Origin of the sequence: Bifidobacterium sp. ESL0690, assembly GCF_029392315.1 — a bacterium.
Taxonomy (GTDB): domain Bacteria; phylum Actinomycetota; class Actinomycetes; order Actinomycetales; family Bifidobacteriaceae; genus Bifidobacterium.
In genome coordinates, this window is record NZ_CP113939.1 from 49,889 (window position 1) to 68,790 (window position 18,902).

The 18,902-nt window shown below is 53.6% G+C and carries 14 protein-coding genes and 2 tRNA genes; 6 read left to right on the forward strand and 10 right to left on the reverse strand.

All coding sequences use genetic code 11. The features are described from left to right. Positions 1–80: 80 nt before the first annotated feature. From OZX62_RS00175 to OZX62_RS00200, 6 genes are all read right to left on the reverse strand, one after another. Entirely contained in the window at positions 81–455 is a 375-nt protein-coding gene (locus tag OZX62_RS00175; RefSeq protein WP_277176057.1) for a hypothetical protein, read from the reverse strand. Continuing rightward, positions 452–3,004: a ferrous iron transport protein B gene (gene feoB / locus OZX62_RS00180; RefSeq protein ID WP_277176058.1), complete on the reverse strand. Its 2,553-nt coding sequence runs from the start codon at positions 3,002–3,004 to the stop codon at positions 452–454. The genes OZX62_RS00175 and feoB overlap by 4 nt, the downstream gene beginning before the upstream one ends. A 39-nt stretch (positions 3,005–3,043) precedes the next feature. Then, on the reverse strand, positions 3,044–3,283 hold the full coding sequence (locus OZX62_RS00185) for a ferrous iron transport protein A (RefSeq protein ID WP_348519296.1): 240 nt from the start codon (positions 3,281–3,283) through the stop codon (positions 3,044–3,046). A 243-nt stretch (positions 3,284–3,526) separates the two neighbouring features. After that, positions 3,527–4,048: a hypothetical protein gene (locus tag OZX62_RS00190; RefSeq protein WP_277176059.1), complete on the reverse strand. Its 522-nt coding sequence runs from the start codon at positions 4,046–4,048 to the stop codon at positions 3,527–3,529. A 270-nt stretch (positions 4,049–4,318) separates the two neighbouring features. Then, positions 4,319–4,391, reverse strand: a tRNA-Ala gene (locus tag OZX62_RS00195). Positions 4,392–4,448: 57 nt separating this feature from the next. Then, a tRNA-Ile gene (locus tag OZX62_RS00200) sits at positions 4,449–4,522 on the reverse strand. A 261-nt stretch (positions 4,523–4,783) separates the two neighbouring features. On the opposite strand from OZX62_RS00200, the gene OZX62_RS00205 reads away from it, so the two are divergent. Continuing rightward, on the forward strand, positions 4,784–5,488 hold the full coding sequence (locus tag OZX62_RS00205; protein ID WP_277176060.1) for a SprT family zinc-dependent metalloprotease: 705 nt from the start codon (positions 4,784–4,786) through the stop codon (positions 5,486–5,488). Positions 5,489–5,647: 159 nt separating this feature from the next. Next, positions 5,648–6,475, forward strand: coding sequence for an SDR family oxidoreductase (locus tag OZX62_RS00210; RefSeq protein ID WP_277158475.1), 828 nt, complete (start codon positions 5,648–5,650; stop codon positions 6,473–6,475). Positions 6,476–6,853: 378 nt separating this feature from the next. Here OZX62_RS00210 and OZX62_RS00215 read toward each other — a convergent pair whose 3' ends face one another. Together OZX62_RS00215 and OZX62_RS00220 are read right to left on the reverse strand one after the other, a co-directional pair. Then, positions 6,854–7,351, reverse strand: a complete 498-nt coding sequence (locus OZX62_RS00215) for a DNA starvation/stationary phase protection protein (protein ID WP_277176062.1) — start codon at positions 7,349–7,351, stop codon at positions 6,854–6,856. Between the two features lie 434 nt (positions 7,352–7,785). Next, the gene (locus OZX62_RS00220; RefSeq protein WP_277176063.1) at positions 7,786–9,318 is read right to left on the reverse strand and encodes a PadR family transcriptional regulator; all 1,533 of its coding nucleotides are present in this window, start codon (positions 9,316–9,318) and stop codon (positions 7,786–7,788) included. Positions 9,319–9,662: 344 nt separating this feature from the next. Here OZX62_RS00220 and OZX62_RS00225 point away from each other — a divergent pair, with 344 nt between their 5' ends. Next, the gene (locus OZX62_RS00225) at positions 9,663–10,970 is read left to right on the forward strand and encodes a DUF4143 domain-containing protein (RefSeq protein ID WP_277176064.1); all 1,308 of its coding nucleotides are present in this window, start codon (positions 9,663–9,665) and stop codon (positions 10,968–10,970) included. Positions 10,971–11,141: 171 nt separating this feature from the next. Here the strand turns inward: OZX62_RS00225 and OZX62_RS00230 are convergent, their stop codons facing one another. Beyond that, the gene (locus OZX62_RS00230; protein WP_277176065.1) at positions 11,142–12,491 is read right to left on the reverse strand and encodes a hemolysin family protein; all 1,350 of its coding nucleotides are present in this window, start codon (positions 12,489–12,491) and stop codon (positions 11,142–11,144) included. Between the two features lie 487 nt (positions 12,492–12,978). Between OZX62_RS00230 and OZX62_RS00235 the strand changes: the two genes are divergently transcribed. Further along, positions 12,979–15,396, forward strand: coding sequence for a leucine-rich repeat domain-containing protein (locus tag OZX62_RS00235; RefSeq protein ID WP_277176066.1), 2,418 nt, complete (start codon positions 12,979–12,981; stop codon positions 15,394–15,396). A gap of 35 nt (positions 15,397–15,431) precedes the next feature. Here OZX62_RS00235 and OZX62_RS00240 read toward each other — a convergent pair whose 3' ends face one another. Continuing rightward, positions 15,432–16,427, reverse strand: coding sequence for a LacI family DNA-binding transcriptional regulator (locus OZX62_RS00240; protein WP_277176067.1), 996 nt, complete (start codon positions 16,425–16,427; stop codon positions 15,432–15,434). A 231-nt stretch (positions 16,428–16,658) separates the two neighbouring features. Here OZX62_RS00240 and OZX62_RS00245 point away from each other — a divergent pair, with 231 nt between their 5' ends. Both OZX62_RS00245 and OZX62_RS00250 read left to right on the forward strand, forming a co-directional pair. Beyond that, the gene (locus OZX62_RS00245; RefSeq protein WP_277176068.1) at positions 16,659–17,915 is read left to right on the forward strand and encodes an extracellular solute-binding protein; all 1,257 of its coding nucleotides are present in this window, start codon (positions 16,659–16,661) and stop codon (positions 17,913–17,915) included. A 19-nt stretch (positions 17,916–17,934) separates the two neighbouring features. Next, entirely contained in the window at positions 17,935–18,900 is a 966-nt protein-coding gene (locus OZX62_RS00250) for a sugar ABC transporter permease (protein WP_277176069.1), read from the forward strand. Positions 18,901–18,902: the final 2 nt, after the last annotated feature.

The window sequence follows — 18,902 nt, forward strand, 5'->3', positions numbered from 1 at the left end:
ATATATGCAGCCTGATTAGGCGTACCGACGTTTTTCGCGAATATTGTCTGTCGCAATGGCTTACTTTATCTTGGGTTACTTTATTTGCTCAACTTCGCCTTGAGACGGCCGAAAACAGACTGACGTTGGCGGATGGCCTTTGGAAGAATCGGGCAACCGGCGCAGACCAGGGAATCCGGATCGGGGTTGCAGCCTTCGCCTGTGGTGGAGTTGCACGAACGCAGATCGTAAATGTTAATATGGCCCGCAGCGCGTTCTTGTTCGATGACGAGGTCGACGAAATCCAGCGGCAGATTGAGATTAACGGCAATCATACGTGGGGTTTGGCCGCGGGTGAGACCGGAAATAACTTTCTCAGAAACCGATGCAGAGGTTTGATTATCGGGGTTTGATAGTTTTGTAGGACTGCTGGAGATTTTGCGAAAACCATCATTGTTGATAAGCCTGGTTGTCATAATAATCGCCCGACTTGGAAGACGATAATGGCGAGAATATAAGCCACTATCAGCCCCGTGCCCACCGATTGCAGCGCGGTTTTCATGCCGTATTGTCGCTTCATTTCGGCCACCGTCGCCAGGCACGGCGTATAGGCGAGGATGAAGATCATGAACGCTGCGGCCGCAGCATTCGGATGGCCGTCGCTGGACTTCTCGAAGCTCTTATGCACCGCCTGACCGAGGCTCCCCTGGCCTTCGGCCTGCTCGGACTGGTTGCCGGAATCATTGATGGCGTAGCTCTGCGAAAGCGAGCCGACCACGACTTCCTTGGCTACGAAACCGGTGACCAGCGCGGCCGAGGCGTGCCAATCATCGAACCCGGCCGGCTTGAAGACCGGTGCGATGGACGTCGAAACCGCGCCGAAAACGGAGTTTTCGACTTTGTCGACATGGCCGAAGGAATTGGTGCCGGCCGCTCCTGCGGAAATCGGGATGGCGGAAAGCACCCACACAACGATGAGCATGGTAACGATCACAGAGCTCGCGCCGGTGATGAACGACCAGAGGCGCTGCAGCACAGATTTCAACAGTTGCAGCAGCCGTGGCATCTGGTACGGCGGTAATTCCATGGCGAACGGCTGGGTTTTGAGGTCCTTGAACTGCGTCTTGCGCAATGCGAAGCCGACCGCGAGGATGATGGCGATGGAGCTGACGTACATCAGGAAAATGGCGAGGCCGGCGTATTTGCCGAAGAACGCGTAAGCCAGTACCACGTAGACGCTTAGACGTGCCGAACAGGAGGTAAACGGAATCAACAGGCCTGTCAATAAGCGTTGCCGTGAATCGGGTAGCGTACGTGTTGAGGCCAGTGCCGGCAGGTTGCAGCCGAAGCCAACCACCAGCGGAAGGAACGCCCGCCCGTCGAGGCCGACCATGCGCATCGCGCGATCCATTACGAATGCTGCGCGCGCCAGATAGCCGGAATCCTCGAGCAACGAAAGGATGATGAACATGATGCCCATCGGCGGAATGAACGTGCAGACCGTGATCGCGCCGTTGAGGAACCCATCGACGATAAGCGAATAGAGCCATCCGTCAAGCGAGCCCTTGCCTGCGATAGCGGTGAAGATCCAGGCGATGCCGTCGGTGCACCAGCCGCGCAGCGTGACATCGAACCAGTCCTGCAGCGGGCCAGCGAGCGTCGTGGTCGCCTCGAAAACAAGGAACATCGTGATGAGGAAAACGATGAGGCCGATCGCTGGATGCAGCAGCACGCGGTCGAGCTTGTCGGAGAAGGTCTCGCGGTTCGCCGTGGTCACGGCACCTTGCGGAAGGCCTTTGTTGATTTCCTTGAGTTTCTTGGCAATCCATTCGAATCGCTCGTCCGAAGTCGCGCGTACCCACTGCGAGACTTCCTCCTGCGTGGCGCTCGTAGATGGTGCGGGAATACTGGTGACTGGTGTCGGTGTGAGCTGCACATGAATCTCGCGGGAAACATCGGCTCCGCCGCCGTCCAAAGGTGGTGTTGCATTTTCCGCTTTCTCCAACGTGGTCTCGACGACTTCTGAGGCTTTGTGTGCAGCTTCGCTTACGGCCTCTTTAGCTGTTTCTGGCGTGGTCTGCGCGGCCGAGTCGGCGGATTTGATTGCCTTTCGAGACGTATCGGCAATGCTGTCCAGCTTCTTTGTCTCTTGTTTTTGTCCCGCTTCCGCTTTGATCTCGGTCAAGGTCGCTGCGATAGTGTCTAATAATTCCGCCTTGCCATAGCTGGTGCGACCGTCGACGCGGATCATCGGAATGCCGGGAAGCGTGCGCTGAAGCCGTTTGAGCGTTACCGGCGAATCCTGCTTTTCCGCCAGATCCAGCATGGTGACCGCGATGATAATCGGGAATCCCAGATCCATCAGCTGGCTCAAAAGATAATACGATTTCGAAGGTGAGGTCGCGTTGAATGTAAAAACGATGATGTCGGGTTTCGCGTAGCTGCGACGACCCATCGCCGCCTCCCCCGCAACCTGTTCGTCCGGGCTGTAGGCATCGAGTGACGCTGTGCCTGGGGTATCGATAAAGTCCCAGCGTTCGCCGTCGCGTTCCAAGCTGCCGGACTCGACCAAAACCGTGGTGCCAGGCGCATTCATCACAGTCGCGCTCGCGCCGAGCACTGCGTTGAACAGTGTGGATTTACCTACGTTGGGATTGCCGACGAAAACAATGCGCGGGTTGGCATGCATAGGTTTGCCGGATTTATCGGCCATGCCCTTCATGCCTTCCATTCCGGCCATGCCGGACATCGAGCCGGATTTTCCGCCGTGATGGTGGTGTGATTGCGGCAGCAGCACCGCGAGCCCGCGACGATGGTGATGTCCGCCATGGCCGCCGTGCCCTGCGTGCTCCTCGTCTCCGCTACTTGCGTCGCCTGCGCTGCCTGCGCCGTGACCGCCTTCAGGCCCGCTGACGGAACCGCCTGAACTGCAGCAATCCGCTGGTTCCGGCATCAGATCAGGGTCGTTGGGATTGTCGTCATTGAGAGTTTTTGCGGGTGATGTGGCCGTAGTTGTTTTGTCCATAATTTGCCCGCCAGGTTTTGTCGTTATTACTATTCGATACTATAAACGTTGCGGTCGAGGGGATACAAAAATATGCCGAGCCGTGGCGCCGTCGATGGCGATGCGCTCGCCGCCGTGTGCTACCACGCACCCGCCGAACATTGCCTTTTGGATTACGCGAATCGGCTCATGCAAACGGAACCCGAGCTCGTTCAACCTGAAGCGGCTTCGGGCCTCGAAATCCATCTTGCATATCTCCACGTCCACACCAAGCGGGCAGGTTCGTAACGATTCGGCCATACTTGGGACAATAGTTCATTGTGCGTGTCGAGTAAAGCGATTTTCCCTAAAATCTTATTATTTTTCAAATTTGATAATTGAACGTTGTTTAAGAAGTATAAATTGCGATGTCGTCAGCTTATATGCCAGCACGCTTCGTGAGCGCAGGGAATTGATACCGATAGGCCTTAGCCCGTTGAATGAGCTAAGGCCATGTTCTAAGGTTCTAATAAATCGACGATTCAACCATGATCAATAGCTGATCTAGCGCCATTCACCCATACTGACAGTGATGACGTTGACGTTTGCTTTCGTCCCGTCCACGAGGCATCTTACGCCGGTCTTTTGGCCGTCGACTTTCGCATTGTAGACGGCCAGGCCTTGTTCTTTCCCGAGACCTTGCTGCCATTTCTGTTGTCCCCATATGGCGTGGCTGTTGTATGTTCTGCCACTGAAGAGCCGGCTTTGCGCGGCCCCGTCGCAGGCCACCACGGCGCTGCCATAGTCGATGCCTCCGCTGGTGACGAACTCACCCGTGTTGGACTGACCTGCATCGCTCTTGGAAGAGGTTGAGGTTTCGTTTTGGGATTTGGCTTGCGTCTTGCCTGTGTTCGCTTCCGCACTTGTCTTGGCGTTTGCTGTGGCGGTTGGTTTGGTGTTTGGCTGTCCGATAAGACATAGAAGGAGGAACGTAAGAACGAGAGCGGTTAGCAAAGTGAGCAGGGCGGCTTTGATTTTGTGCTGCCTGATCCAGTTGTTGATTTTTTCAGTGTGCTTTGAAGGCATACTTTCTCCCATATTTCTTGATTGGTTAATAGACAGAACGATTGTAACTATCTGGATATGGATTATACGTAGTCTTATGGTCCAGTCCGCGCGGCTATTGTGGTATGAGCGATGACGGGGTTATACAAGGATCAATATCAGCTTGTACTTCGGCCTTGCACCCCTTGTGCATCTCTTGACTTGCGTAAATATGCGAAATGCTGGTCAAAATTGCCGAGATATTAAAAACAGAAAAACCCACAGAACATTGATATTCTGCGGATTTCGTAGTGGAGCTAGCCGGGTTCGAACCGGCGACCCTCTGCTTGCAAAGCAGATGCGCTACCAGCTGCGCCATAGCCCCAGAAACACAACGATTCTTAAGCGGAAATCTTTGGGATTTGAACTTGAGAACCTTGCGTGGGCCCGGGAGGACTTGAACCTCCGACCTCATCCTTATCAGGGATGCGCTCTAACCAGCTGAGCTACGGGCCCAATCAGCACGTCTTGAGACGTACAAGGAGATAGTTTACCAGTTGAGAGATGATAGTCAACCCGACAGCATTGCGTGTCGTGAACGTTTGTTGAAGATATTAAGCGAGTGGTTCATGCAGAAGTACAAATTGCGATGTGGTTTGGTTGGTTTTATTTATGTACTTCGCGATTGCTGATATTGTGCAATAACGATATAAAGCATATTCCACTGCAGACTGCTGCCAAGCCAATCCGGTCAATCGCACGCGAGACAATGCGGATATGCCTTATCGCCGCCGCTTGAAAGCCAGAACCGTTTCACGCACCATGCTGCGCGTCGATGATCTGGACGTCAGCGTGACCCGGAAAGCTATGCGCAATATGTATCTGCGTATTAAGCCACCAGCCGGCAACGTTGAAGTGAGTGCACCGGTACGAATGAGCGATCAAAAAATCGCGGATTTCGTACGGGAGCGCCGGAACTGGATTGAACGGCAGCGCCGGAGATTAGAGGAAGCTCAGCAGCGCATCCCCGTTGGCTTCGATGGTTTGCAGCATTCCGGTGCACAATCGGGGCGTGAAGGCGATTCCGATACAGGTTCTGCTGGCAATATTGCCGGGCAAAACGGTGGCATCGGATTCGAGTGGACGGACGAGCGCAAACGCTTAGCAAAGTCCAATCTCGACACGCAATTGCCGGCTCTGTTGCAACACTGGGAGCCAATTATCGGTCGCAAACCCACCCATATCACCCTGCGGCTGATGACCTCACGCTGGGGCTCGTGCACGCCCGCGACCGGCCGGATTCGCCTCAACTTGCAGCTTGGGCTGATGGATCCGCGGTTCCTGGAATATGTGCTGGTCCACGAAATGACGCATCTGTGGGCAAGCGGCCACGGCGCGAAGTTCCAGCGACTTATGGACACATATCTGCCGAACTGGCGGACGCTGCGTCGCGATTTGAACCGCGAAATGGTTTGGCGATAAAAAGCGTGCAAAATTCTCGGAATATTTATACGTTTCTACGTGTATTGCCGAGGGTTAAACGCCGCATTTTGCGGTAGCGTTAATACTGAAGTATGGCCACCTCGGCGACGCGGCGGCATGGCATATGACGCGCTCGAAAGAGCAGCGAGGAGGTTCTCGATGGTGGGAACACTGGCCGGCAATACGGCGGAAAATGAAGGAAAATCCGAGATTCGGCTCGGCAACACCATTACGTCCAAGCGGGCGGTGGTCACGGGCGCATCCAGCGGCATCGGGCGCGCGACGGCATTGCAGTTGGCCTCGGTCGGTTGGAAGGTCGTGGCGCTTGCGCGGCGTAAGAACAAGCTTATCGAGCTTTCTGACCAGCTTGGCGACGCCTGCGAATACGTGGTTTGCGACTTGACCAATGAGGACTCGACGCAGGCTGCGGTCACCAGGATTCTGCGCGGCGGGCCGGTGAAGGCGCTGGTCAATTGTGCTGGAGGTGCGATTGGCAAAGATCGGATTGAGGATTGCAATGTCGAAAATTGGCGCAAGATGTATGACGTCAATGTGCTCGGTACGTTGCGTATCACCCAGAAGCTGCTGCCGGCCCTGAAGAGGGCGACCGGCGGCGGAACGGTCGTTGTCGTTTCTTCGACGGCCGGCATCGAACCGTACGAGAACGGTGCCGGTTACTGCGGGGTCAAGTCCGCCGAGCGTGTGCTGGCCCGCACGCTTCGTTACGAGGAGGTCGGCGAACCGCTGCGCGTCATTGACGTTTCTCCGGGCATGGTGCATACCGAGGAGTTCTCCCTCAACCGTTTCCATGGAGACAAGGCCAAGGCCGATGCCGTGTATAAGGGCGTGCCGAATCCGCTGAATGCCGATGATATCGCCGAGTGTATCGAATGGGCGCTTGATCTTCCCGATGATATCGACATCGATTCGCTTGTGGTTCGGCCCCGTGCGGAGGCCTCGGCTCAGCGGGTTTATCGCGAAGACTGAGTTTGCGTGAAACTTCGTAAATACAGCGTAAATACAGCGTAAATACAGCATTGTGCCTTCATCCAGATTCATTGGGTGAAGGCACAATGCTTGTTGCGCTATCTACTGCAAAATGCGGCGTTTTTTCGGTTCTTCCGTGCATCAATATGCAGGCGTCTACTCATTATCAGGATGAGCGCAGCTAATAGTTCATTCTAGCCCTTGCGTATAGAGGTTTCGCTTGTACGGTGCTATGCGCCGCTATACAACGCAAAATGCCTTGCCGTTCAGGATGAGAGTGAACGGCAAGGCATTGATAATGTACGGTTTCCGGCAAACTTACGAATTAATTTGTCGCAAATTTGCCGAAAACCCAACGACTGGGGACAGCCCTGAAGCTCAGGCGTGGGCCTGCTCTTCGATCAGGTGGCTGTTCATGAACCAGTTGAAGTGCTCGAGTTCCTGCACGTGGTCCTGCATGATGTTGGAGCTGATGACGTCGATCGGGTCGAGCTCCTCGTAGGCCTTGCGCTCGGCGACGATGAAGTCGCTGTAGTAGTCGACCAGAGCCTTCAGGTAATCCTGGGTGTTCTGACGGCCCATGAGCTTGAACTCGGACCAAGTGCGGTTGCTGATGATGGACTCCGGGGTGCCTTGGGCGCTGCCGCCGAGGGTGGCGATGCGTTCTGCGGTCTCGTCGGCCATGTTGCGCACGGCGTCGACCTCAGGGTCAATCATTTCGTGCACGCCGATGAAGCTCGGGCCCGCGACGTTCCAGTGAGCGTGCTTCAAGATCAGCGAAGCCTCTTCCTCCTGCGCCAAGCGGTTCTGCAAGATCGAGACGATCTTATCGGATGCTGCCTGATCAATGCCGGGGCTCAAAAATTCATTTGCCATGGTAATTTTCCTTCCTTTTGCGAATATTGCTAGTTCCTATTCTAATGAATTGTGTTGCGCGTCTCAGTGGTTCGTCTTTAGCCCAATATCGTTGAAAGCCTTGAAATGTCGCGGTTTTTGAGGTAACAAAGCAGGGTCATTGCGGGTTATCGAGCCCAAAGTTTGCGTGTATTGAAGGGTTCGCCACGCCATCTGCAATTTTGTAGTACAAAATGTTGAGCAACGTCCAGATTTGTGTTGCGTTTTTACGGGTTTTGATTGTGCTCCGTGGTGTTCTGATGTCTTGGCGCCTTGTTCCGCATCTCAATTATGTCGAATGTGTTACAAATTTTCTCAACTTGTTTGCATCAAAAATTTTGGATTCAAGTAAAAATTATCTAAATGCAGTTTCAGCCTTTCTGCACAAGGCCGTGTCGACAGCTATGCGCCGTCCATCAATCAAGTGAAATACTGCTGGAGTGTAAATTTACATCAACCATCAGTGTTCCTGGTCGGCTGGCAGAGTGCCTGTTTGCGATGATTGGCTTACCATCGACTGTGAGAGTACTGCTGTGAATTTCCGCGAGGTAACCAAAATTTCGAGGCAATCCCGATATGCGAGCACTGCTGTTGTGACAATCGACGTTTAGGCTGTTGCGTACGCTTCCGTCCCATTTCACACTTCCGCCATGGGTTGCCAAGGAAGCATCATCCGCTGAAATGTCGTTGATTTTGGCGGAGCTGCTGTGCAGATTGAGGTCGAAGTCACGGCTTTCCAGCCCGGCGATGACAAGACTTGAGCTGTTGAGCGCGGCGGTCGTTTGCACCAACGGTTGTGAGGCCGGGATAATCACCTCGACATAGGCGTTCCATTGGGCGGGATTGAAGACGTTCATCAGCGACATATGGTCCCAGGGGGTTCCCGTGTTGGCGATGTGCAACGTGCCGGCTGTGTTTGAGATTTGGAAGTCTGAGGCCTTGCAATGGTGGAATTTGATTTCGAACGCGCCGGAATTGCTCGACTGGGTGGTGATTCGTCCCGCCATGGAATGTAGATGGAAATCCAGTTTCGTGATTGGCCGTGAGCCGGTGAACTGTTGATTTTTTACCATAACGGTTGGGCTGTTTTGTGAGCCGTCGTTGTTTGCGTTGGTCTCGGGCCGATCTTGGTTGGGTGTTTGACTCGCTGAGGTCTCTGAAGCCGTCGAAGCGTTTGGGGCGGTGTTTGCTGCTTCAGGTGTGTCATTGTTGGGCTCGCGGTTGGAAGTCGTTGCGCCGTCAGGTTCTTCGGCTATTTCGTTTTGTCTCTGCATTTTGGTCTCTTCTTCCGTTGAATCGTTCTGGGCCTGGGCTCGGGCCTGCAGTGGCGTAACAATGACGAAATCGGTTGATTTGCTTTGGGAATTTGCGGTTTCTGTATTGTTGTCGTTCTCATATTCAGGCTCGTTGGTACCAGCAGATTCCGAGTCATGATAGAAGTTCTCTTGGAAATGATGTGCCCAACGAGCGATGAGGGCATAGGTGTCGGCGCAAAGCAGCACGGTTTCGCTCGCTTCGCTGAATGGCAGATCGGCGACGGAACTGCGCATCCACTCGGCCACACTGCGGTGGTTGGTTTCCAGCGTCGTGAGCAAACGGCGGCCGGTTGCTTCGTCGGTCTGATAAAGATTTGCCACCATGGCCACAAAGTCGAAGGTGATATGCGGTGGCGCCGAGGCAATTTCGTTCATGAGCTCGTCGAAGTGTTGTGCGCCTTTTGGTGTTATGGAGTAGACGCGCTTTTGCGAGGAAGCTGAAGAATCCTCTGTGTCGATTGAGGTATAGCCGTCGTCGCAAAGTTTGATGGCAATTCGATAGACAGATTGCTCGCTGACTTGGACCCAGTTGCTGACACCGCGCGAAGCGAGGAATTTGTTGATGTCATAAGCGCTCATCGGATGGTCTTTCAACGCTCCGAGCGTCATGAGTTCGATGGAAGGTAGCGCCATGATGAACCTCTACTCTAACTATTAGTACTCTTACTGAGAGTAAATAGTACCGCTCTATTGAGATATGTCAAAACCGGATAGAATCAATATCTTAAATATGGAGTCCACTCGTTCTGTCGGAGACGATTCGACATATTCCGTGCTTGTTCTAGCCTGTTAAGATTTGCAGACTTGAAGGTCGGTTGTTTGCTTTTTTGAACGTTTGGCATTTGCAAACTTAAACATGAGCTATTTGCTTTTTTGAAGGTTGTTCATTTGTAAACTTGAAGGTTGGTTGTTTGCTTTTTTAAAGGTTATGTGCTAATTTCGTTGGAAAGTCCAGGAAAATGATGAATGAGGCAACGATGAAATTTGATGCATCTCAATATCTAAATCGAGTGGTTGATGATCAGCTTTCTCGGTTGCTTCAAGCCTTTGGCGCAGTATCGGTTGAAGGGCCAAAGTGGTGTGGCAAAACCACAACCTGTCTTAAACAGGCAAAAACGAGCGTCAAAGTGTCCGACCCGTCTGACGACTATGCAATCAGCAAACTGGCCCGTATCGATCCATCGCAATTATTCATAGGCGAACCGCCGATTTTGCTTGATGAATGGCAGGTTGTACCGGGTATTTGGGACGCGGCCAGACATGATATCGACGATACACGAGCACGTGGCAAGTTTTTGCTTTGCGGCTCTGCTGGGCCGAAAAAGAAGGTTTTGCACAGCGGGGCAGGCAGAATTGCTCGGCTCAAGATGAAAACGATGACGTTGTATGAATCTGGCGTTTCGTCAGCGTCAGTGTCATTGCAAGGATTGATGAATGGAGACAAAGTTTCGGGTCTTGCCTCGCAAGGCTTCGAACTTGACGATATCCTCAAAATAATTTGCCGCGGTGGGTGGCCGGCTACCATTCATGATCCTCTCGAACAGGCGATTTTGACGCCGCGGCAATATATCGAAGCTGTTTGTAATCCGACCGATGAAGATGCATATAGCGAAGGCGAAGAGAAAATTGACCCAGACCGTATGCTCTCTCTGCTGAGAGCCATTGCGAGGAGCGTAGCTTCACCGGTGCGGAAGGTTACTCTGATTCAGGATACTGACGAGAGTTATCGGCCTTCTGACAAGAATAGTGTGGCTACTTCGTACGAGACGCTCGAGCGTTATTATGGAATTTTGCGAAGGCTGTATCTTGTCGACGAGCAGTCGGCCTGGTCTCCGGCTTTGCGCTCTTCGGTGAGATTGCGTAAGACGCCAAAGATTCATTTGACGGATCCGTCTTTGGCGGTTGCCGCGCTCGGTGCGACACCGGAAAGTCTGAAACGCGACTTTAAGACATTAGGCTTGTTATTTGAATCACTCGTATTCCACGATTTAGACGTGTATGCGTCTAGTTTCGGCGCCCGCGTTATGCACTATATTGACAATTCCGATTTGGAGTGCGATGAGATAGTCGAAATGCCGGATGGCGGTTGGGGCGCATTTGAGGTGAAGTTGAGCGCAGATAAGATTGATGCTGCAGCCGCTTCGTTGAATGCTGTCGAAGCGAAAATGGTTGCCGGTGGCCAGGAACCCCCGCGTTGCAAATGCGTCATCGTAGGCACGTTCAATCGCGCCTACAATCGTCCCGATGGTGTCCGTGTAGTTCCGTTGGCAACGTTACGTCCGTAGGTAGGAAAATTTATCTGCCCCATTTACTGCCTCATTTCGAGTTTTCTGCCTCACTTTTATTAAAAATGAGGCAGAAAAAGACGGATGGGGCATTAAAAATGACAAAAATGTCTAATTCCGTTAAATGGCAGTTACAAGTTAATAATGTGATTACTTTGTTTAATTTCTAATTTATTTGGTCATTTCGTCCGCATCCACATCATCAAGACCGCTCTTGCGAACCTCGATGGTTTCGATGCGGCGACCGTCGACCTTCGTTACCACCATGTCGTAGCCATCGTCGGAGTGGAGGGTTTCGCCTACCTCGCCCATGCGGCCGGTGTGCGCGAGGAAGTAGCCGGCGACCGTTTCGTAGGGGCCGTCTTCCAGCTCGATGCCGGTGAGGTCGGCGAAGTCCTCGATGGTCATGCCGCCGTCGACCGTGGCCACGCCGTCCACGAATGCGGTTTCGCCGTTGCGGCCGTCGCCAACGCCGTTTGCCGTCACGCCATTGCTGTCTTCCGGCAGATCGTATTCGTCGCGGATATCGCCGACCAGCTCTTCCGTCATATCTTCCAACGTCACAATGCCGTCGGTGCCGCCGTATTCGTCAATAACCACCGCCAAGTGAATCCCGCGTTTGCGCAACAAAGCCAAACTCGGCAAAATCTTCGAAGTGCCAGGCAGCGAAATGCCTTCGCGCGTCACGTCAGCCACGGTTTTGGCATTCGGGTTGCGCACGTCAAGCAGATCGCGGACGTGCACAAAGCCGAGCACGTCATCGAAATCCTTGCCAGTGACCGGATAACGCGAATAGGGCATTTCGCGCACGTATTTGGCGGCTTCCTCAATCGGCTGCGAGCCCTCCAAGAAGACCACGTCGGCGCGAGGTCGCATCACTTCTGCCACAATGGTTTCCGAGGCGTCGAACACGTCATCCAAAATGGTGCGCTCGTCCTTGCTCAGGTTGGTGTTGGAATTGACCAGTACGCGTAGTTCCTTGTCGCTGACCTCGGTTTCGGTCTGGCTCGGATCAAAGCCCAGAAGCCGCACGATGCCGTTGGTGCTTTTGCCGATGAGCCAGATGATCGGGCGGCAGATACGAGCGAAGATATCGACCGCGGGCACCGCGGCGCGCGCAATCTGCTCGGTGCGCTGCATGGCGATGCGCTTCGGCACCATTTCGGCGATGACGATGTCGCAGAAGGAAATGATAAGCGTCAAGACGATAGTGGTGCCGGGGCTTGCGATATGGTGCGGAATCCCCCAGCTTTCCACGACCGGCTCAACCCAAGGTGCGATGGCGGATTCGCCGAACGACGCCGAGAAGAAGCCGGAAAGCGTTACGCCGATTTGCACGGTAGAAAGGAATGTATTCGGGTCTCGCGCAATTTTGGCGACTTTCTGCCCGCGCGCGTCCTCCTGTTCCATCTCGTCGAGCTGCGAGCCGCGCAGGCTCACCAGTGCGAGCTCGGTGCACGAAAAGACGCCGCCGATGATCAGGAAGACGAAAACGAAGACAATATCCAGGGCCAAAGACATGCCTCCAGTCTAGAAGAGCGGTGGGTCATTGACTGCGCTCCTGAACGGCCACGTGCTGTATTACGCTCAAAGTAAAGCATTTGAAGTGTAAACATAATGGATAATTGTTTTATTTTCCGTGTATTCCCGACATATTTTTTACTCAGAAACAGTGAAATTGTTTGAATATTGCGTCGGCATATAATACAATAATTTGCCATTGGGGGATTCTTTGCTGAGAACGATTTTGGGTTTATCGTGCTCTCAGCGATTGCTGACATCGCGAGTGTAGTGTGCGTTCGCACGACACGTTTGGGGCGCGATGTGCGAGGCCGCCGGAAAGGGGCATATCGTGCGGACGCGGATGCATAAATGGTTGTGGATAACCATGGGTGTAATGCTGCTAGCTTTATGCCTTGGCGTGGCCGTTATCGGTTTTCAAGGGAAGCTAAGTTTAGGCAGTTACACAAATGGTGCGGCCGAGAAGGATGAGTCATCGGTTTCAGCTGTGGCATCACAGAAGGGCAAAGGCGTCTCCAGTGCCGATTCTTCTGCAAAATACGTGCGACATTCCGGATTCCAGACCTCGCAGAGTGCGAATCGCGTTTCATCCGATGCAGTCGGTCTGCCGGGTCGTATCGTCAATGACATCGGTTTCAATGCGTCCTATACACTGACGTACGATGCGAACGGTGGTACGGAAGCGCCGCTGACCAAGGCAGATACCGGGCAGGGGGTTCAGACTTGCTCGTCCCAGCATGTTTCTGGCGAAGTGGTCACCTTGTCGGCTGGCGCCACAGACAATTGCCAGAAAGACAATCCGATTCGTGATGGTATGAAGTTCGTGGGTTGGTCGGCGACGAAGTTGGCTCCGTTCGATACGTTTTCGGACGCAGAAAATCATGTGATGACTACCATGACAATGCCGGCAGCCCCGCAAACGATGTATGCCATATGGGTGCGTGACTCCTATACGGTGACGTTCAAAACACAGATGGACTCTAACGGCGTTGCTTCTTCTGCGATAATACTGAAAACGGATACGGTGGCCGCGGGAGAGACGCCTGTGCCTCCGACCTCGCCGACCCCCTATAATCAAGGCCTCAAGTTCATGGGCTGGGGCGTGAGCAAAGACAGCACGGATGCCAGCGGCGAGGGCATGATGACCACGTTCGACGCGACGGCGCCAGTCAACAGTAACGAGACGGTATGGGCGCTGTGGGGTTATGAGGACACTTCAGCCGGGCACAGGTGCGTCATGAGTGTGGATACGGTCGCCACGTGCTTTCCGGATCAGACATTGGCGCATACGGTAGTCAGCGCGGCGCAAGCGACTGACGCTCACCACACCACGGACGTGTGGACGCTGCGTGACGCATTGCATTTCGGCGATCTGAACTACGATACGACTCCGGGGCATGGTCTGGACGATAATCCACTGAACATCTCCGAGCTGGACGGCTTGCAGACGCTCACGGGTCTGGGGCGCCTGCATATCAGCAACGTTACTGGGAATACGCTTAATACTCACAGCCGTGATCTGCACCAGCTGAAATATCTGGATAAGATGGAGAACCTTTTCGCGAACGGCGACGGGATAACCGATGTCAGCAATCTTTCCGGAATGTCGCATCTGCAAATCCTGTATCTTACCGACAACAGCATTTCCGATTTGAGTGGCCTTTCCAGATTGTGGGATTTGCAGACCCTGAAACTGGACAATAACCGTATTTCCGATCTCTCGGGCCTGATCGTGTCTCCCACTGAGCATTTGTCGAGGCTTACAGAGCTGGATCTCAATAACAATGCAATCGTCCATGTGTCGCCTTTGGCGCCTCTTACCACATTGAAGACGTTGAAGCTTCAGAACAACCAGATTCCATCCATCGTTTCGTTGTCGCCGTTGCAGGGAATGTATGCGCTGTATCTGGACAACAACAAGATTGACGATATCAGCGTCATCAAGAGGGCAAATTTCCAATATCTGACAATGCTTGGATTATCAAGCAATAAAATTAGTGACATCGGTTCTTTGCGCGACGTAACTACTCTCAAGCAATTGTGGTTGCACCACAACGAGATTTCAGACGTGTCGCCGTTGGCGGGGTTGACGAACTTGACCATGCTTTATATCGGTAGCAACCATATCCGCGATATTTCGTCGCTGAGCGGCTTGACGGGATTGGATTGGGGCACACCAGACAGTTGCGATTTCGGAACTTCCAGTTTCTGCGCCGACAACCAGACGGTGACCTTGTCGGACACGTTGACGGCCGATCCAGGGCTGTCGATGCCCACGGCGGTGACGATGAAGAAGTCGGTGGCCGACGGCTCGGTCGCCGGGGCGGCTGTTGAACCAACGTCAAGCTTGCCGACTTCGCCAAGTTCGGGGCAATTCGACGCCGACCACCAGCAGGTGACGTGGGCCGGACCGATGCCGTTCAACGCCGACAATTCCGCGAAAACCTTGCAGCAAACGTTCTCCACCGATGCGCAATTGCCCAACACCACGGGAGTCTTTTCGGGCACCATCACCGAGCCGTACAAGGTCGCGCAGCATACGGTAACGTTCGACCCCGGCGCGGGCACTCTGCCGTCCGGACAACCGTCGTCGGTACAGGTGCATAGCGGCTACAAGATTACCGCCCCTGCTTCAGAGCCTTCGCGTGACGGCTACTATTTCGTGGGCTGGATTTGCGCCGCCGGCATTGCCGGGATGTGCAGCCAAGGAGACTCTTTCGACTTCGCCAACACCGCGGTAACCAAGGATGCGACGTTAAGTGCCAAGTGGGGTGAGTTGGCGAATTCGATACCACTTACTGGGGCTTCATACAAGGATTATTTGCGTCGCGGCGGGCTCGCCGTTACTTTGTTGGGACTGGCTGTGGCCTGTGAATTATTGAGAAGGCGTGCAGCTGGCCGGTGACGCGACGATTGGCAGATTGCCTCAGTGACCGTAGCTCATTGTGTTTTCATATTGCAGCCGCAAGACTGTCGAATCACCAGTTTCGCCTCGAGTAGATGACGGGTGGGTTTGGAATTCTGGTCGATTGCCGTCTCCAAAGCCAGTTTTGCGATGGCTTTTGGATCCTGTTGAAGAACCGTAAGCTCGGGGTAAGTGTATTGCGAATCGATGGTGCCATCGAATGAAATGATTGCCATCTCTTCGGGAACGCGTATTCCACGTTCGTGCATGGCTCGCAGCGCCCCCAGTGCGATGAGGTCCGAGCCCGCGAACACGGCGGTCGGGCGATTTGGCGAGTCAAGAATACGCAGCATCGCTTGGTATCCGCCATCACGGGTGAAGCTTGTGTATTCGATATGGCCGGCTGGGATTCCCCGTTTCATGAAGGCGTGGTACCAGCCTTTCACGCGCCCATCGCTGATTCCGTTGAGCGAATTGCCAATGATCATGGCGGCGTTGGTATGGCCGTGTTCGAAAAGGTGGTTCATTCCGGTTTCCACAGCCTTGGCGTAGTCGGCAGATATCGTGGTGGCGTTGTTGAGTTTCGTGTCGACGTCGAAAACGATGAATTTACAGTTCTCCGTATTGATGGGAGAAAGCTCGATGTTCTCGCATGGAGAGATGAATAGGGCTTCCACATTGCGGTTGATGAGCTGTTCGGTGACAAAATGTTCCCGTTCGGGGCTTCCGTGCGAAGCTGCGAACAGCATCGAGTATCCCCGTTCTGCGGCGAGCATTTCAAGTTCTTCGTAGACTCCGGCGTTGAAAGGATTGGTCATATCGTTGATCACCGCACCGAGCGTATTCGAGTTGCCGGTGCGCAGCGCTCGGGCGATTGAATTGGGTTGATAGTTCAGTTTCCGGGCTGCGTCGAGCACTCGCTTCGTTGTTTTTTCGGATACGTTGCGTGGGCCTTTGTTGAAAACGTAACTGACTACTGCTGTAGAAACGTTCGCTAAACGCGCTACGTCGTTGCGAGTTGCTTTGGCCATGGAAATCCTTTGCGGAAAGGGAAACAAGAAACTTATTACAGTATAGGGTTAAGACTGAATTATCTGAGTCGCGACAAGGCTGTGCCGATTTCGAATTAAAGTATTTTGGAATAAATCAATTGCTGATTTGCAAAATAAAATCTACACGTGTAGTATCTGAATCGTTATCTGGGAGATGCTGAACATGGCTGTTAGGTTTCTCTCTTGTTAACTCAACGGAAGAGGTAAGTTATGAAAAAGATTCGAATCACAGCTGCGGTGGTGAGTGCGGCACTGGCTTTGACAGGTCTTTCGGCTTGTGGCGGCGGCTCGAGTTCGTCGGGCTCCAAAACCGTGGAATTTATGACGATGCAGTCTTCGGGAACTCCACAACTCAAGGTATTGCAAGGCTTGGCAAAGGCTTTTGAAAAGGAGAATCCTGGTGTCAATATCAAGTTGTTGCCGGGAACCGACAGCAATGAAAACGACATCAAAGTCCGTCTGGCTGGCCACAATCCTCCTGATATTTGGGCGACGCACGGATGGTCGCGCGACCGTTACGGCAACTTCCTGGAACCGCTGCAGAACCGCCCTTGGGCGAAGAATCTGAAGCCACTGGGCAACAGCGTCTTCAAGGACGGCAAGGGCAACCTGTATGCGCTTCCTGTAGATATTCAAGTTTCAGGAGTGATGTACAACAAGACCGTACTTCAAAAGGCCGGGGTTGACCCGAAGAGTATAACGACTTGGGATGATTTCGATCAGGCCTGCGCGAAGGTCAAGGAAGCTGGTCTGACTCCAATCGTCAGCAACCCGAAGGATCCTGGCGCCGACGGCGATATTGCCGATTATCTTCTGCCGGGTATGTATACGGATGCTCAACTGAAGGACCTCAAGAAGGGCAAGTTCGACACCAGCGTTTACGAGCAGTACACGCAGATCGTCAAGAAGTGGGCCGATTCCAAGTACTTCAACGTCGACTACACCTCCGCCAGCGCCGATGACGACGCGCGTGCGATGGCTTCCGATCAGGCAGCCTTCTTCCTACGCGCCAACGGCAACGCTCAGCTCATGGAATCCTTCAACCCCAATGTGAAACTCGGTATGTTCCCCGTTCCCGCAAAGGTCGGCAAGCCTTACTTCTCCACTGGAGAAGACATGGCGTTTGGTGTTTCCAAGACCAGCAAGAGCAAGGATGAAGCGCTGAAATTCATCGATTTCATGGCCAAGCCTGCCAATATGCAGAAACTGGTCAATGTCAGCATGAACGATTCCGCACTCAAGGGCGTCAATTCCGCCTTGGGCCAGTTCCAGGACACCTACGATTACTGGGTCAAGGACCAGAAGACCCGCACGGTCCCCTTCTTCGACCGCGCTTACCTGCCAAACGGCATGTACAACACGTTGGGCAAGTCCACCGACGGCCTCATCACCGGGCAGCTGACCCCGGAGTCGGCGGCCGAGCAGGTCAAAACCTCGTTCAACAGCCTGTATGGGCAGAAGTCCTGACTTCAAGGAGTGACGCATCGTGACTAGCGAAAAATCTCGGCAAACTGAGATGGCTGGTCCGTCAGCGGACGCCGCGGAACCGTTGCCTAGGCCGAAGAGCCGAAACAACGGTTCGCGGCGGCGGTTCCGCGGCGCGGCTGTCAATCTTTTCTACCTGCCCGTTGTAATCGTCCTAGTGGTTTTCATTATCTACCCACTGATTTCGGGCATTGCTCTCTCGCTGACCAATTGGGACGGCTATAACGCGACAAAAACCTTTGTCGGCTTGGCTAACTACAAACGAATCCTCAGCGACGGCAACTTCGGCACCATTCTCATCAACACGTTTATCTACGGCATCGGCAGCACGGTGATCCAGCAGGTTTTGGGCCTGGCGCTCGCGTTGCTGCTCAATACCAAGATTCACGGCAAAACGCTGATTCGCGCCATTATCTATCTGCCGGCGTTGGTTGCGCCTGTGGTGATGGGTATTATGTATTACTTCATCTTCCAGTATCAGCAAGGCGCGCTGAATCAGATTCTGGTCTGGTTGGGACTGCCGAAAGTGGCATGGTTCAACAACGCGCATTTCTCCGTGGCGATCATCGTGCTCGTCAACTCCATCCAGTTCGTCGGCGTCTCGATGATCATCTACCTTTCCGGCCTGCAGACCATGGACCAGGAAGTGCTGGAAGCCGCCGAAGTCGACGGCGCCTATGGCTGGAAGAAATTCTGGAACGTCCAGCTGCCGCTTCTGGCGCCTTCGTTCACCACCAGTGTGGTGCTGAATCTTATCGGTGGCTTGAAGCTTTACGACATCATCAAGGTGTTGACTGGCGGAGGCCCAGGCTATTCCACCAACTCGCTTTCCACCTATATCGGCACGGTTTACTTCGATAACCAAGCCGCCGGTTACGCTTCGGCAATCGGCGTGGTGCTGTTCGTCCTCATCGCGTTGGTCACGTTTGCGGTTAACAAAGGCCTTGCGAAGTTGGAGTGGGAGTGATC